This window comes from Saprospiraceae bacterium (assembly GCA_016717265.1).
Lineage (GTDB): Bacteria > Bacteroidota > Bacteroidia > Chitinophagales > Saprospiraceae > Vicinibacter.
In genome coordinates this window covers 2,740,485-2,756,248 of record JADKFX010000001.1, presented here as the reverse complement: position 1 = coordinate 2,756,248, position 15,764 = coordinate 2,740,485, and the positions used below count along the sequence as shown (strand labels likewise).

The following is a 15,764-nucleotide window of genomic DNA, read 5'->3' as shown; positions in this document are numbered from 1 at the left end:
TTATTAATTGATTAGGAAAATAGGAATGAATGAAAATGGAATTCCAATCTGGTCAGCAAATATAAAGATTTAATCAGAATTAAGAAAATTAGTTCTTAGTCCATTTTCTTAATTGGTTTTGGAGGGCTTTCAAGTCTTTTGGCAATTCAGCCTCTAATTCATAAGAAACCGCATTTAATATAAAGTTAAGCTTCCAGGAATGCAAAGCAGTGCGCTGTAATAAGGGTCTGATTTCTTGGTCTTTTGATAATCCAGGTCTTTTCTTTATATCTGCAATACTTATTTCGGTTCTAATTCCATATAAAGGATCACAGATAAGTGGGCAACCCATATAAGCAAAATGGATTCGAATTTGATGCGTTCGTCCACTTAATGGCTTTGCCAAAACGCAGCTATGTCCATGGTATCGTTCCAGTAATTTAAACTTGGTTTGGCTAGACTTCCCTTTTGGATGAATCATCATCTTGCTAGTATGCGCCGGAGAATGTGCAATCGGAGCGTCTATAATGCCTTCCTCCTCTAACGGAGCGGATTCTGTAAAGCAGATGTAGTTTTTATCAATGGTATGACTTTCAAAAAGAATATTTAAATCATGGTGAGCTACCTCGTTTTTTGCAAATAGAAGAAGGCCACTAGTCTCTTTATCGATACGATGCACTATCCAAACCTCAGGATATAAAGATTTTAGGATCGTATATGCATTTGGTTTTTCTGGATCAAATCGATCGGGAATACTTAATAGTCCAGAAGGTTTATTAAGCGCAATAATATTAGAATCTTCAAAAACAATATTTAATTTTTGAACCATACTTATTTCTTAAAATATTGCTTCGGAATAGATGAAAATAATTTATTTCCAGAAAAGTAGTATTGTAAAAAAATGGATGCTTTTAAGATACCTTTTTTCTTAAATGGCTTATACTGTAAGGCCATAATTAATTGATCCGTATGTCGTTTTTTATGCACTAAATAAATCGTATTAATAATTGAAATAATGTAAGCTTGAATAATTCTAAAAAAAACAATAAATTTTCCTTTAAATAAATAACTTATTGAAATTAAAAAATCAAGCACAAGTCGCACTGGCAAAATGGTTAATAATTGCAACCATGAACTATTTTTAAATATCGTAAACAAATTGTTTCTAAAATTTAAATACGTTTTCCTTGGGTTGTCATAATCTAAAGTGCCGCCCCCTAAATGATAAACAACGGAATTTGGGAAATAGCGTATACTGCCTCCAATTCGCTTTAAACGCCAACATAGATCTATCTCTTCTTGATGGGCAAAATAATCTGGATCAAATCCTCCCATTGCCTTAAAAGCTGCAGCTTTAATTACCATTGCAGCACCACTTGCCCAAAAGATTTCATCTTCTTCATCATATTGGTTTAAATCTTCTTCTATATAGTCAATAATCCGACCTTTACAAAATGGATACCCAAGAACATCCAGATAGCCTCCTGCAGCACCTGCATACTCAAATTTATGGGGTTCTTTCAAGGATAATATTTTTGGTTGCATTACTAAAATAGCTGGATTTGTTTGCATTTTTTCAATGATTGCTGAAATCCAATCCTGCTTTACTAAGACATCAGAATTTAATAAAACAAAATAGTCTGCATTAATTTGTGCAAGTCCTTTATTATAGCCGGAAGCAAAACCATAATTTCTTCTTAATCGAACTAATTGTATTTCAGGAAAATGTTGTTCAACAAAAATACAACTTGAATCCGTGGAGTTGTTATCAATTATATAAATGAGCATTCCTTTTGGACAAAATTGAACAATTGAAGGTAGATACTCTTGCAAAAAACGAACACCATTATAATTTAAAATTGCAATGGCAGTGGTAGCTTTTGATAAAGGCCTGTTATGGATTTTATATTTTAGTATTGCATTTTTAATTTTAATTTCATCTTTTTGTATCTGTAGTTTCAATTTTTCAATGGATTCATATTTTTTGTCATTTCGAATATATTCCAATATATAAACAGTAATTTGTTCACCGTATATCTCTTGAACAAAATCAAAAAGATGAATTTCAATAGTGCGTTTAAAATGGGTATTTGTAGTTTCGCTTTTACCGATATACAACATTCCTTCATAATGCAATCCTCTTACAAGACATAAGGCAGCATAAATTCCATCTGGCGGTATGAGTTTTGAGTTATTTAAAATTTCTATATTCGCTGTAGGAAAGCCTAGTTTACGTCCCATTTGATTTCCAGGAACGACATTGCCAGAAAACATATATGGATATCCTAATAATTCATTTGCTTCTACAATCTTGCATTCAAAAAGAGAGTTTCTAATTTGCGTAGAATTAATTAAAGAGATATTCGAAGTTTGAGCTTCAATTTCTTCATATTGAAAATACCCTTGGTCTGCATATTCTTTTAATAATGCACAATCTCCCCGTCCATCTTTTCCAAATCGATGATCATAACCCGCAATTATTTTACTAGGTTTAAAATTGCGTATTAAAAATAGTTCAATGTATTCTTGAGGCATTAACATTGAAAAGCTATAATCAAAGGGTACAATTACAAAGTAGTCAAGGTCAGTTTCTTCTAAAAGTTTAATACGTTCTTCAAGGGTTGTTAACAGTTGAATATTATGGTCTTTTCCATCAACGATGGATCTTGGATGAGGATGAAATGAAATTAATATACTTTCCCCATGTATTGATGTAGCAGATTCAATTAGTTTAGAAATAATTTTTAGATGAGCTGTATGTAGTCCATCAAATGTACCAACCGTTATTACTGGATTTATAAAAGTTGGTAAAGGGTCTTGCCCATAATATATAATTCTCATATAGAAAGGATTCGCAAAAATATCAATTTTTAATAAGCTACTAACGACTAAATTAGGTTTATTTTTGCAAGATTATGAATGAATCAATACAACAAATTGTTAATATACTGCAGCTAATTATTGAGCCGATCTCAGGAAAGAACATTATTCAGTTGCGTATGATCCGAGATATTAAATTGGAAGGAAATCAATTTCATTGCAAAATCTACTTGCCATCAGCGCAATATGCACATAAAGATGAATTGTATTCCAATATTCACCAGAGACTTTCCGAAAGTATAAATGACATTCAAATTCATGCTCATTTTGTTAATCAAGCCCCAATTTCAGACACACCAAATACTTCACTTCCTCAAATCGGTAATTTTATTGCAGTAGCTTCCGGTAAAGGGGGGGTAGGAAAATCTACGATTTCTGTTTGTTTGGCAGTTTCATTGCACCAAGCAGGTTTTAAAGTAGGATTGATGGATGCAGATTTGTATGGTCCTTCTATACCAACCATGTTAGGAATAAAGGATTTGAAACCTAAAGTTGTTGAGATTGGAGGAAAACACAAGATGATACCTATAAGTGTTGGTGGTATTTCAGTAGTCTCTCTAGGGAATATCATTGAAGGAGATCAGGCAGTTGTTTTACGGGGCCCGAGATTAGCGGCAATTATTAAGCAGTTTTTTTATGATACAGAATGGCCCGAATTGGATTATTTGATAATTGATTTGCCACCTGGTACCGGAGATGTACAACTTACATTGGTTCAAACTATTCCGTTAACTGGAGTGGTTATGGTAACTACGCCACAAGAAGTTGCCTACATTGATGCTGTTAAAGCGGCGAATATGTTTGAAATGGATCAAATTAAAGTTCCAATTTTAGGGGTTATAGAAAATATGTCCTGGTTTGAACCTGATGATCAACCAAATAAGAAATACTATATTTTCGGAGAAGGTGCAGGTAAGCGATTAGCTGATAAAACAAATTCCTGTTTGTTGGGTCAATTACCTATAAGAGTAAATATGCGCAAAGCTTTTGACATCGGGCAGGGCAGCTCAATATCTCCAGAGTATTCTGAAATTTTTGAGAACATTATAACACAACTTCAAAATAAAGTGGAGTTGCGGCATTTAATTTATTCTCCTACAAAAGCAGTTTCAGCAAATTAAGGCACCATTATGATGAAGTCCAAAGAATTTATATCTGAACAGATTTACAAAAAAAAATCATTGTTATGTGTAGGACTTGATCCAGATAGACATAAAATTCCAAAATCTTATCTCGATCAGGAGAACTCATTTTTTGATTTTTGTAAGGACATTATAGAATGTACTCATGATTTAGCAATAGCCTATAAAATCAATATTGCATTTTTTGAAGCACAAGGACCAAAAGGTTGGTTGCAATTAGAAAAAATATTTAAAATTATACCAAGTACATGTTTCATTATTGCGGATGCTAAGCGTGCAGATATTGGGAATACTTCAAAACAATATGCATCTTATTATTTTGATACTTTGGCTGTAGATGCAATAACATTACATCCTTATATGGGTGTTGATTCTTTGGAGCCATTTTTAGAATATAAAGAGAAGTGGTCCATAATATTAGCGCTAACCTCGAATCCAGGGAGTAAAGACTTTGAACTTCAAAGTCTGCATACTGGCAAAAAATTATATGAAAACGTTATTGAGACTTTTGTAGAATCTAAATATAGTTCAAATATTATGTTTGTATGTGGGGCAACGCATCCTTCAGAATTTATTAAAATCCGATCACTTTGTCCTGATCATTTCCTTTTAGTTCCTGGAATTGGTGAGCAAGGAGGTGATTTGAAATCTACTGTGGAATTTGGACAAAATAAATTTGGTGGTTTACTCATTAATTTATCAAGAAAAGTAATTTATCCTGAGTCATTTACGGATTATAAAACTACGGTCCGACAACTTGCAAATGAATATCGATCAGAAATGTTTAAATATCTAAAAACGTATTCTGCCGGTATGTAATTTTACGATACGATTTTGATTTATTCAAATAACTTTCTATTAAACGATTCGTCTCAATATTACCTTTATATGCAGTAAGCTCATTTATTAAATCATTGGGTTGATTATAGCTTAATTCTTTCGATACAAATCCAAAATATTTGCAAAATCCATCTTCAACAACAGCAATAGATTGCTCATCCATAGAACGACCATCCCCAATTATTAAAAAATCGTTTTGAAATATTTTATTAATTTCTTGATAGGCTCTTAAAACGCGATTATTATAGGACTCCAAATCCTCTTTTTGTACACATGCCCCTAGACATTGACCCATTTGAAAAGAATTACAAGGCTTTCCATCTAATAAATCTTCATTTGCTTTTTTACATAATTGATACATTGAAATTATATACTCAAGATGTTCTTTTGCGATAGTCCTGGACGCATAATGATTTATGATTTCATCATTTGAATCTAACCATTCGGCTTCTTTAACTGTAAATGTTGTGTACTTATCTTCGCAAAACTGAATCGTTAATAAGGCGGCATGTGATTTTTTTCTTAATGCCCTATTAATTTCTGGTTGAAATTTTTTAATTTCCTGAACTTCAAGTAATGATGCCATTAATTCATTTCCAGAAATTAAAAAATCAATAGAATGAATTCCATCTATCATTCTTTTAGTTTTACTCGTGGTTTCATTAAGGTGCTGAAAAACGCGATCTCGAATATTCTTACTTTTACCAATATAAATTGGATCTCCATTTGCATTTCTCATATAATAGATGCCAGGAGATTCCGGTAGATTGTATAATTCCTCTTTATTTAGTGTTGCTGGTATTTTTGTTTCTTTTAGTAAAACTGTTAATTGAGTCTGTGATTGTTCTAAATTACCACTCACTTTCAGAACCCTTTTAAAAACATCCAAAGTAGCTTTTGTATCTTCCATGGCTCGGTGACGGCTATTGACCACAATTTTAAAATGTTCAATTAACGATCCTAGACTATACGATTTTAATCCTCTAAAGTATCTTCTACTTAATTGAACCGTGCACAATTTCTTTCTGCTATAGGCAAATCCTAATTGCTGAAACTCTTCTTTAATAAAATTGTAATCGAAAAATACATTATGAGCAACAAAAATGCAATCCTCTGTAATTTTTATAATATCCTTTGCAACTTCATAAAATTTTGGAGCAGTTTCGACCATAGCATTCGTAATTCCTGTTATTCGTGTAATTTCATACGGAATACTGCGTTCAGGATTAATTAAACTTTCAAATGTATCTATGATTTCATCATTCTGATATATGATAATAGCAATTTCTGTAATTTTGTCCCTTTTAGCTATACCACCAGTTGTCTCTATGTCTATTATTGCAAAACGAGGATCCTTCAAAGTAGTTACTTTAATAATTCTTTTAAGTTATTTTGATCAACCAAAATTATTCAGTTTTAATGAATCTATATCAATTGTAGCTAAGAATATTAAACCTGGTGCATATCAATTAAATCAATATTTACCTATTTTAATGAATAAAAGGGTAGGATTGGTTGTTAATCATAGTTCTATGATTGAAGATATTCATTTAGTAGATACCTTATTGAAATTAAAAATTGATTTAAAAATCATTTTCGCACCAGAGCATGGTTTTCGTGGAAATATGGAGGCTGGATCTCATGTAATTGACGGAAAAGATTCTTTGACTGGAATTAAAATTGTCTCTTTATATGGAAAAAAATTTAAACCTAATCCTATCGACTTACAAGGTTTGGATGTCGTAGTCTTTGATATTCAAGATGTTGGAGTTCGTTTTTACACGTTCATTAGCACCCTGCATTATGTTATGGAAGCATGTGCACAAAATAATGTTCCACTTATAATTTTAGACCGTCCAAATCCTAATGGGCATTATATAGATGGGCCTTTATTAGACACTAATTTTCGAAGTTTTGTAGGAATGCATCCCATTCCAATAGTTTATGGTATGACAATTGGCGAATTAGCTAAAATGATAAGAGGGGAGTGCTGGATTAAAGATTGTAAAAAATTAGATTTAAAAGTAATTTCCTGCAAGCATTATACACATAGAAGTAAAGTTAAATTAAAAATTAAACCCTCCCCAAATTTACCAAATGAATTTTCAATTCTTCTCTATCCATCCTTATGTTTTTTTGAAGGATCTGTAGTTAGTCTTGGGAGAGGAACTGATTTTCCATTTCAAGTGTTCGGGCATCCAAAATTAAAAGGCACAAATGGGTTTAGTTTCATACCTGAAGATCGTATGGAAGCCCAAAATCCACCTTTAGAGTCCAAAATTTGCTTCGGTACTAAATTGAACAGTGGCAACATTGATGCATTGTTTCAAGAAAAAAAAATAAACTTAAATTATTTGATAAGTGCCTTTAAAGAATTGAAAATGGATACTGCTTTCTTTTTACCCAACTTATTTTTTGATAAGTTGGCTGGAGATAATAGACTAAGAAAACAAATACTTTCGAATGAAAGCGAAACACAAATCCGGAATAGTTGGAATAAAGACCTTGTTCGGTTTAAAGCAATGCGGAAAAAATACTTAATCTATAGTGATTAGCTATTTTAATCGCTGAATCATCCCGGAAGCATTAAAAGTGAATGTACCACATTCCTTTTTTGGGGCTTTAGCATCTGCCTGAAATTTATATTGTTGCATTTTTACAGTTGCTTCTCTTATAAATTTCATGTCCCGAGTTTTAGAAAGTTTTTGATTGTACTTTATGTATGTTACTGCTCCATCTCGATTTATGCACATATTAAAAACAACGATCTGAGCATTTTCCCTGGCTAAATCCTTAATATCTGGTCTTGAACTTACTTTTCTTTTTAAAACTCCAACCTCATCAAAATCAACACCTACACCATCGCCTGTTCCAGTTCCGGTACCATTACCAGTTCCTCCTCCTCCTCCAGCTCCAGTTCCTGTATTGGCTCCACCTGAACCACTTCCGGAACCTGAGCCAGTTCCACTGGTTCCAGTCCCTGGTGAATCATTATCACCAGTATTTGCATGACCTCCAGATCCTTGAGAACCACCTGTCGATGGTTTTGGTTTAGTTTCTACTGGAGCCGTTACAACTTCTGTGGATGGTTTGGTTGTGGGTGGTGCTTCAACTTTAGGAGGATCCACTTTAACTACTTGAGGATCAGGAGCTACAATCACTGGTTTAGGAGCTTGGGTAACCGGCACGGGCATCGGCTTAGTGGTTTCAATTTTATCAGGTTGTTTCACCACATCTTCTAATGCGGGTGCGGCTTCACTACCTTTTGAACCGCCCTCTTCTGGAGCTTCTGACTCAGGTCCAGCACTTGAACCACCGCCAGTGGCTACTTCAGGTTCTTCAACCTGGATTTGGATTGGCAAAAGAATTTCAACTCCTATTTGTTCTTCTGGGACTTTTGCAAAATCAAGTATGCGCCATAAAAATATAAGTAACAATAATGCATGCAGGATTCCAGCTATCAAATAACCTATCCTTTTGTTACCAGATTCAACTTTATCGGCGTCATAATAATAGTATTGGCTCATGAAAGCGTATTTTACTGTAAAGGACGCAAAAAAAATCTAAAATATTATATTTGACCCTTTAAAATATACTAAAATTATCTATTTGATTTCATAAAATAGACTAAAATGATACCTGAAACGACCATAATAAGTTTAATAATACTTGCTTTAAGGTATCCTAAATCATCAATTGGCACCATAAAAGATAAGCGAATACTTACCAGACTTAATATTAATGAAAGAAGACCAACTACAAACAAAACAAAACCAAGTATTAATAGAAAGGAGCGTATTCGTAATTCCATATTAAATTTGAGTTTTAATTGAATTTATATAAAACATAAATGATATTCATCCTAACGAATGACAAATCTTGTTAAAATTATAGAATGCCCTAGAGATGCTATGCAAGGTATTCATCAATTTGTTCCTACGGAGTTAAAGATAAGATATATTCAGCAATTGATAAATACAGGTTTTTATGCTATTGATTTTGGAAGCTTCGTATCATCCAAAGCGATTCCTCAAATGCGCGATACACATCAAATTGTTCAAGAATTAGATTTGTCTAATTCAAAAACCAAATTGCTAGCTATTGTTGCAAACAAAAGAGGGGCCCTGGAAGCTTGTACTTATTCAAATATACAATTCCTAGGTTATCCTTTTTCTGTATCAGAAACATTTCAAATACGAAATACAAATTCAAATATCCCCGAATCCATGGATACCGTTAAAGAGATTCATGATTTGTGTTTAAAGAATGGAAAAGATTTAGTTATCTATTTATCCATGGCATTTGGAAATCCTTATGGAGATGAATGGAATGCTGAGATTGTAATGTCATGGGTTAATAAACTTCATAGTTTAGGTATTAAAATCATGGCTTTATCAGATACAATTGGTGTTGCAGTACCGGAAAGTATTTCGTATCTATTTTCGAATTTAATCCCAAACTATCCTTTTATAGAATTTGGTGCTCATTTTCATACCGTTCCACTAGCATGGCAGGAAAAAGTGGAGGCAGCTTTTAATGCTGGTTGTCTTCGGTTTGATGGTGCAATTAATGGCTATGGTGGCTGTCCAATGGCGAAAGATGAACTTACTGGAAATATGCCTACAGAAAATCTTATTCTGTTTTTCCATGAAAGAAAACAAGTTGAATCTATAAAACTAGATCAATTTTATCTTGCAATTAATAATTCAAAATTAATATTTGAAAATTATCATTAGAACATGCAAGATCCGATTTTTAGTCCTATTGAATTTTTGAGTCCAGAGTATGATTCTTGTGTTAAACTTCGGGATCAGGAATTAAGAAAGCCATTAAATCTTGAGTTTACTTCAGAGCAACTTGAAGAAGAAAGTAATCAATTTCATTTTGGGCTTTTCGATGACGAAATGATTTTATTTGCCTGTCTTACTTTCAAAGAAATGCCTGATTTAAAATTAAAAATGAGGCAGGTAGTAGTCTCTAAGCAATATCAGTTTATTGGTTTTGGTAAAATATTGGTCTTTGAAGCAGAACAGTGGGCAATTTTGAATGGCTATTCAGAAATTATTTTACATGCCCGTGACACCGCAATTCCGTTTTATGAAAAGTGTGGATATCAAAAGATTGACGATTCATTTATCGAAGTAAATATTTTACATTGGAAAATGAGTAAAGTTCTTTAAAAATAAAATGCAATGGGTAAATTATATATTTTACTAGAAACTTATGGCATAAGTCATCAAAACAAAGTCAACAAGCTAATTCATTGGATTTGTGTACCATTGATAATGTTTAGCCTCATTGGTTTAATACTGCATATTCCTTTTGTTTTTATTAAAACATGGTACTTTAATTGGGCGTCCTTAGTTCTTTTGGCTATTCTGATTTATTATTTTAGATTATCTAAGCCGATATTTTTGGGTTTTATAATTATTGGTTTTTTATTACTAAAAATGAACTGGTATTTAATAGAATATTGTAGTTTGAATAATTGTAATTCTGTTATAACATTAGTAATTATTTTTACAATTGCATGGATTGGCCAATTTATTGGTCATAAAATAGAAGGCAAGAAACCATCATTTTTAGAGGATATTCAGTATTTACTAATTGGACCTGCTTGGTTATTGCATTTTATCTATAAAAAACTAGGCATTTCTTATTAATTATAAATGAATTACTTCACCGTATGCTGCGGCGGCGGCTTCCATAATTGCCTCTGACATAGTAGGGTGCGGGTGAATTGATCTAATAAGTTCATGACCCGTTGTTTCAAGCTTTCTGGCGACAACAATTTCAGCAATCATTTCAGTAACATTCATGCCAATCATATGGGCACCTAAAAGTTCCCCATATTTTTTGTCGAAAATGAGTTTTACAAATCCTTCTTTTGATCCAGCAGCACTTGCCTTACCAGAAGCTGAAAATGGAAATTTACCAATCAAAACATCATATCCTGCTGCTTTTGCAGCGAGTTCAGTATATCCCACGGATGCAATTTCTGGACTACAATAAGTACAACCTGGAATATTATTATAATCCATTGGCTCAGGTTTGTGGCCAGCGATGGCCTCTACACAAATGATCCCTTCAGCACTTGCAACATGTGCTAAAGCTTGGCCTGGTGTTACATCTCCAATTGCATAAATCCCAGCTACATTTGTTTGATAAAAAGCATCTACTTTAATTAATCCTTTTTCAGTTGATATTCCTAAATCTTCCAATCCAATATTTTCAATATTTGCAGTAACACCTGCTGCTGATAATACTACATCACATTCAAGAGTCGATTCTTTTCCGTCCTTTCGATCTTTTAATTTTACTAAAAGTCCTGATTTAGATTTATCAACTTTTTCAACACTGGTATTTGCAAAAACTTGAATTCCAAGTTTTTTAAATGACTTTGTTAACTCTTTAGAGATATCTGGATCTTCTCGGGGCACTAATCCTTGCTCCATAAACTCTACAATACTAACTTCGCAACCCATGGTATTATAAAAATAAGCAAATTCGACACCAATTGCACCTGCACCTACTACGACCATTCTTTTAGGGATCGTATCCAGCACCATGGCTTTCCGATAATCAATAATATTTTTTCCATCTATTTCTAAATTTGGAAGTTGTTTTGCCCGACCTCCAGTTGCTATAATAATATGATCTGCTGTATGTACTTCTTTTTTACCTGTACCATCCGTGATTTCAATTGATTTATCCTTCAAAAGCTTAGCTAGACCCATTATAACCTGGATTTTATTCTTTTTCATTAAGAATTGTATGCCCTTGCTCATGCCATCTGCAACAGTCCTACTTCTTTTTACAATTGCATTAAAATCTGGCCTTGCTTCTTTGACTTCAATACCATATTCAGCCGCATGGTTTATATATTGAAAGACTTGAGCACTTTTTAATAAGGCTTTTGTAGGAATACAACCCCAATTTAAGCAAATGCCACCTAAAGATTCCCGCTCTACAATGGCCACATTCTTTCCCAATTGAGCGGCTCGAATAGCTGCTACATAACCACCTGGTCCGGATCCAATTACAAGTATATCAAATTTCATAAAGCACTAATTTGGGTGCGAAATTATTGATAAAAATAGATATCAGTGCATAGTATTGTACTATTTTCTGCGCTTTGTCGTTTTAAAATAGTGGCTAAAATTGTAATTTTTACTGGAATTCTTTTGTTTTTTAATAAATCCTGGATTGTTTTTAAATCTATCGATCATTTCTTTCAGATATCCATACCGGCTTTACCAAGAATAGAGTCCAAAGAAATTCAAACGGAACTGGGCACCATATTACAAACATCTTATGTTTCGATTGATACTTTTAACACTTCAAAAACCTATCAAATCATAAGTTCATTGTATCCTGCACAATTTATGAATTCAACTTCATTATTGGAAGAGCGAAATACAGTAAACAATACCTTGATTGATGCAATGCAAAATTATTTGAAAGGCCAACTTATATATAAAGAATTTGGACAACTAAAAGGAATTGAATGTTGTTGGTTCTTAATAAAATATGAAGAGAAATCATTAAAGGCTTGTTTGATTTGGAAGGGAAATCAATTAATTAGTTTATTTTTTTATTCAAATTATAAAGAACGATTAATCGCTGAATCCAATGAATTTTTTGAAAGTTTTAAATTATTAGATTAAAATTAGTCAAGGAAAAGAAATGAGTCTCGTTATCTTTGTAAAAAATTCAAACATTGCCAAAAATAGCTGTCTTTCCAGGATCTTTTGATCCTATTACCAAAGGGCATATGGACATTGTATTAAGAGCCATGCCACTATTTGATTTAATCTATATAGCTATAGGTGAAAATTCACAGAAGAAAAGTTTATTTTCATTGAAGCAAAGAAAAGATTGGATTCAGGAAATATTTCAAAATGAAGAAAAGTTAAAAGTTACCAGTTACCATGGACTTACTGCGACATATTGTAAATCGATTAATGCAAATTATCTGATACGTGGTATCCGAAATGCATCCGATTTTGATTATGAAAAAACCATTTCTCAAATCAATCACACATTGGTAGAGAATCTTGAAACCGTTTTCTTTATCTCTCGTCCTGAATTATCACATATTAGTTCTACCATTGTACGAGAACTCATTTTAGGTAAAGCAGATGTCCAGGCATTTGTTCCAGCGCTTGTTAAAGCAACCCTATAATTTTTATTTTGACAAACAATAATCACCATAACATGTTAAACTCAATTGTAAAAATCCCTGAAGTAAAGAATGAGCCAATATTAAATTATAAAGCAGGTTCCAATGAGAAGTTAGAACTTAAGCAGACTTTGCTAGATCTTAAATCTCAAGTAAAGGAAATTTGTATGACAATTAATGGAGAACAAATTAAATCTGAGCTTACAAAAGATATATTTTCTCCGCATGAACGCGCACATCGACTTGGGTACTTTTATAAAGGGAATGCCTCCCATGTATCAAAAGCTATTGATGCTGCTTTACAGGCAAAAGAATCCTGGGAGGCTACTTCTTGGCAAGAAAGGGCAGCTATATTTATGCGAGCAGCGGATTTGATTTCTGGTAAATATAGAGCTCGAACAAATGGAATGACGATGCTCGGACAGTCAAAGAACATCTATCAATCAGAAATTGATGCAGTTTGTGAATTTTGTGATTTTTTACGTTTTAATGTTCGGTTTATGACTGAAATTTATAGTCAACAACCAGAGTCTTCTCCGACTATTTGGAATAAATTGGAATATCGACCGCTTGAAGGATTTATTTTCGCACTTACCCCATTCAACTTTACTTCAATTGCTGGTAATTTACCCTGTGCTCCTGCTTTGATGGGTAATGTTGTAGTATGGAAACCTGCTGAAACTCAAATTTACTCAGCGTCTTTAATTATGGAAATTCTAATTGAAGCTGGTTTGCCAAATGGCGTTATAAATCTTGTTTTTGTTGATGGATCAACAGCTGGTGAGGTAATTTTCAATCATCGTTATTTTGCAGGTATTCACTTTACAGGTTCTACACAAGTGTTCAAATCCATATGGCAAAAAGTTGCACAAAATCTTGATTTGTACCAATCCTTCCCTAGATTAGTAGGAGAGACTGGTGGAAAGGATTTTATAATTGCTCATGAATCTGCAGATCCTATCCAGGTTTCAGTTGCTTTATTGCGTGGTGCTTTTGAATTTCAGGGACAAAAATGCAGTGCGGCTTCCAGAGCCTATTTGCCAAAATCACTTTGGCCTGCAATTCAGGAATCATTTCTGAAAAACTTAAGTAAGTTGAAAATGGGAAACCCTGAAGATTTTACAAATTTTATTAATGCAGTAATAGATGAAAAATCTTTTGATAAAATAACAAAGTATATTTCGGATGCGAAGTTAAATTCTAATGTTAAAATTATTGCAGGTGGAAATTTTGATAAATCCATAGGTTACTTTATTGAGCCTACGGTCATTCTAACAGATGATCCATCATATATATCAATGTGTGAAGAAATATTTGGCCCAGTCTTAACAATTTACGTGTATGATGAAGAGTACTATAAAGAAATTTTAAATTTAGTAGATCAATCAACACCATATGCATTAACAGGTGCACTTTTTGCTACCGATCGAAGTATTATTGAGCAAACTAGTTTTATACTAAGAAATGCTGCTGGAAACTATTATGTAAATGACAAACCAACAGGTGCAGTAGTCGGTCAACAGCCATTTGGCGGTGCAAGGGCATCTGGCACCAACGATAAAGCAGGCTCACATTTAAATTTACTGAGGTGGGTTTCGCCAAGAACAATTAAAGAAAATTTTGTTCCCCCAGTTGCTTACGATTATCCTTTTATGGAAGAGTGCTAAATATTATGTAAACAATTATTTATAGCAGATATTTAATTATTACACCAAATAAAAGGCCCATTACAGCTCCATAATAATGCGCATCATGGTCTATGTGATCATTTGTATTTCGGGATGCCCACCACGAATAATATAAATACAAGAATCCAAATACGATAGCTGGTACAGGAATCATTCCAAATAAATATAACAAATTAAACGGAAAGTATAAAATGTAAATAAATAAGATACCAGAAATGGCACCAGAAGCACCGATACTAGAATATTGTGGATTATTTTTAAATTTTATATAAGTTGGGATACAGGATAATATTAAAATTAAAACGTAAATAACAATAAATAGAATTCCGCCTAGCATCATTCCATACATTTCTTTATATATTTTCTCAATGACAGATCCAAATTGCCACAAAACAAATGCATTGAAAAATAAATGTAACCAGTTGGCATGTAAAAAGCCACAGGTAAACCATCTATAAAAAGACTTTTGTTTGTTTTCAAGATATGGATAGTGCTTACATTGATCAAATAAAGCAGTATTATTGAAACCAATAATCGATATCAGCGATATGGATATCAGCAATGAATAAGTCATTAATGGCAGTAGTTCATTCATGATGGTATGGTAAATTATTTTTAATGGATAAGGCTCTGTATAATTGTTCTAAAAAAACAAGTCGAATTAATTGGTGAGATAAGGTCATTTTAGATAAAGACAACAAAGAATCGGCTTTTAATTTAAATTCATCAGAAAATCCATACGGTCCACCAATTATAAAACAAAACTTATGTGTTGAATTTAAAAATTTAGCTTCAAGCCATTTGGAGAATTCAATGGAACGCATAGAAATTCCAACTTCATCTAATAATACCACTTTGAATTTTGATTTATCCAATACTAAACTGATAGCTTCCTCTTCATATTTTGTAATGAGTTTTGGCATTTGAATCCCTTTTGATTCTTTAAACTCTCTGATTTCAAATTTATGTAATTGGCAAATTCGCTTTTGATACTCAAGAATTCCATCGTTTAAGTACTTAGAATTTGTTTTGCCAGTCCACCAAAGTTCCATA

General features: G+C 32.8%; 17 protein-coding genes. 9 read left to right on the top strand and 8 right to left on the bottom strand.

Annotated elements, in window-relative coordinates; translation table 11 throughout:
- Positions 1-88: 88 nt before the first annotated feature.
- Together IPO86_10815 and ribF are read right to left on the bottom strand one after the other, a co-directional pair.
- Positions 89-808, bottom strand: a complete 720-nt coding sequence (locus IPO86_10815; GenBank protein ID MBK9728600.1) for an RNA pseudouridine synthase — start codon at positions 806-808, stop codon at positions 89-91.
- 2 nt (positions 809-810) lie between these two features.
- Entirely contained in the window at positions 811-2,820 is a 2,010-nt protein-coding gene (gene ribF, locus IPO86_10810) for a riboflavin biosynthesis protein RibF (GenBank protein ID MBK9728599.1), read from the bottom strand.
- Between the two features lie 158 nt (positions 2,821-2,978).
- Between ribF and IPO86_10805 the strand changes: the two genes are divergently transcribed.
- Both IPO86_10805 and pyrF read left to right on the top strand, forming a co-directional pair.
- Positions 2,979-3,980 carry an Mrp/NBP35 family ATP-binding protein gene (locus IPO86_10805; protein MBK9728598.1) on the top strand — a complete coding sequence of 334 codons (1,002 nt, stop codon included), beginning with the start codon at positions 2,979-2,981 and terminating at the stop codon, positions 3,978-3,980.
- A gap of 9 nt (positions 3,981-3,989) precedes the next feature.
- The gene (gene pyrF, locus IPO86_10800) at positions 3,990-4,820 is read left to right on the top strand and encodes an orotidine-5'-phosphate decarboxylase (protein ID MBK9728597.1); all 831 of its coding nucleotides are present in this window, start codon (positions 3,990-3,992) and stop codon (positions 4,818-4,820) included.
- Here the strand turns inward: pyrF and IPO86_10795 are convergent.
- Positions 4,786-6,201, bottom strand: a complete 1,416-nt coding sequence (locus IPO86_10795; protein MBK9728596.1) for a GIY-YIG nuclease family protein — start codon at positions 6,199-6,201, stop codon at positions 4,786-4,788. The two genes, pyrF and IPO86_10795, sit on opposite strands and share 35 nt — an antisense overlap.
- On the opposite strand from IPO86_10795, the gene IPO86_10790 reads away from it, so the two are divergent.
- A complete protein-coding gene (locus IPO86_10790; GenBank protein ID MBK9728595.1) occupies positions 6,170-7,396 on the top strand; it encodes a DUF1343 domain-containing protein in 1,227 nt (408 codons plus the stop codon). The genes IPO86_10795 and IPO86_10790 overlap by 32 nt on opposite strands.
- On the opposite strand, the gene IPO86_10785 is transcribed toward IPO86_10790, so the two are convergent.
- A complete protein-coding gene (locus IPO86_10785; protein ID MBK9728594.1) occupies positions 7,397-8,368 on the bottom strand; it encodes a hypothetical protein in 972 nt (323 codons plus the stop codon).
- A gap of 74 nt (positions 8,369-8,442) precedes the next feature.
- The gene (locus IPO86_10780; GenBank protein MBK9728593.1) at positions 8,443-8,652 is read right to left on the bottom strand and encodes a hypothetical protein; all 210 of its coding nucleotides are present in this window, start codon (positions 8,650-8,652) and stop codon (positions 8,443-8,445) included.
- A gap of 58 nt (positions 8,653-8,710) precedes the next feature.
- Here IPO86_10780 and IPO86_10775 point away from each other — a divergent pair, with 58 nt between their 5' ends.
- From IPO86_10775 to IPO86_10765, 3 genes are read left to right on the top strand one after another with little or no spacing between them, the layout of a single operon-like run.
- Positions 8,711-9,577 (top strand): hydroxymethylglutaryl-CoA lyase, encoded by an 867-nt coding sequence (locus tag IPO86_10775; GenBank protein ID MBK9728592.1) that lies wholly within the window; start codon positions 8,711-8,713, stop codon positions 9,575-9,577.
- Between the two features lie 3 nt (positions 9,578-9,580).
- Positions 9,581-10,021, top strand: coding sequence for a GNAT family N-acetyltransferase (locus IPO86_10770; protein ID MBK9728591.1), 441 nt, complete (start codon positions 9,581-9,583; stop codon positions 10,019-10,021).
- Positions 10,022-10,033: 12 nt separating this feature from the next.
- Positions 10,034-10,504, top strand: a complete 471-nt coding sequence (locus tag IPO86_10765) for a DUF962 domain-containing protein (GenBank protein ID MBK9728590.1) — start codon at positions 10,034-10,036, stop codon at positions 10,502-10,504.
- Here IPO86_10765 and lpdA read toward each other — a convergent pair whose 3' ends face one another.
- The gene (gene lpdA / locus IPO86_10760; GenBank protein ID MBK9728589.1) at positions 10,505-11,902 is read right to left on the bottom strand and encodes a dihydrolipoyl dehydrogenase; all 1,398 of its coding nucleotides are present in this window, start codon (positions 11,900-11,902) and stop codon (positions 10,505-10,507) included.
- A 90-nt stretch (positions 11,903-11,992) separates the two neighbouring features.
- On the opposite strand from lpdA, the gene IPO86_10755 reads away from it, so the two are divergent.
- Genes IPO86_10755 through pruA form a run of 3 tightly spaced genes read left to right on the top strand, consistent with a single transcriptional unit; the run spans position 11,993 to position 14,690 of the window.
- Positions 11,993-12,508 (top strand): hypothetical protein, encoded by a 516-nt coding sequence (locus tag IPO86_10755; GenBank protein MBK9728588.1) that lies wholly within the window; start codon positions 11,993-11,995, stop codon positions 12,506-12,508.
- A gap of 53 nt (positions 12,509-12,561) precedes the next feature.
- Positions 12,562-13,026, top strand: coding sequence for a pantetheine-phosphate adenylyltransferase (gene coaD, locus IPO86_10750; GenBank protein MBK9728587.1), 465 nt, complete (start codon positions 12,562-12,564; stop codon positions 13,024-13,026).
- A gap of 32 nt (positions 13,027-13,058) precedes the next feature.
- Positions 13,059-14,690 carry an L-glutamate gamma-semialdehyde dehydrogenase gene (gene pruA / locus IPO86_10745; GenBank protein ID MBK9728586.1) on the top strand — a complete coding sequence of 544 codons (1,632 nt, stop codon included), beginning with the start codon at positions 13,059-13,061 and terminating at the stop codon, positions 14,688-14,690.
- A gap of 19 nt (positions 14,691-14,709) precedes the next feature.
- Here pruA and IPO86_10740 read toward each other — a convergent pair whose 3' ends face one another.
- Both IPO86_10740 and IPO86_10735 read right to left on the bottom strand, forming a co-directional pair.
- The gene (locus IPO86_10740) at positions 14,710-15,306 is read right to left on the bottom strand and encodes a rhomboid family intramembrane serine protease (protein ID MBK9728585.1); all 597 of its coding nucleotides are present in this window, start codon (positions 15,304-15,306) and stop codon (positions 14,710-14,712) included.
- On the bottom strand, positions 15,299-15,763 hold the full coding sequence (locus IPO86_10735; GenBank protein ID MBK9728584.1) for a 23S rRNA (pseudouridine(1915)-N(3))-methyltransferase RlmH: 465 nt from the start codon (positions 15,761-15,763) through the stop codon (positions 15,299-15,301). The genes IPO86_10740 and IPO86_10735 overlap by 8 nt, the downstream gene beginning before the upstream one ends.
- Between the last annotated feature and the right edge of the window lies 1 nt (position 15,764).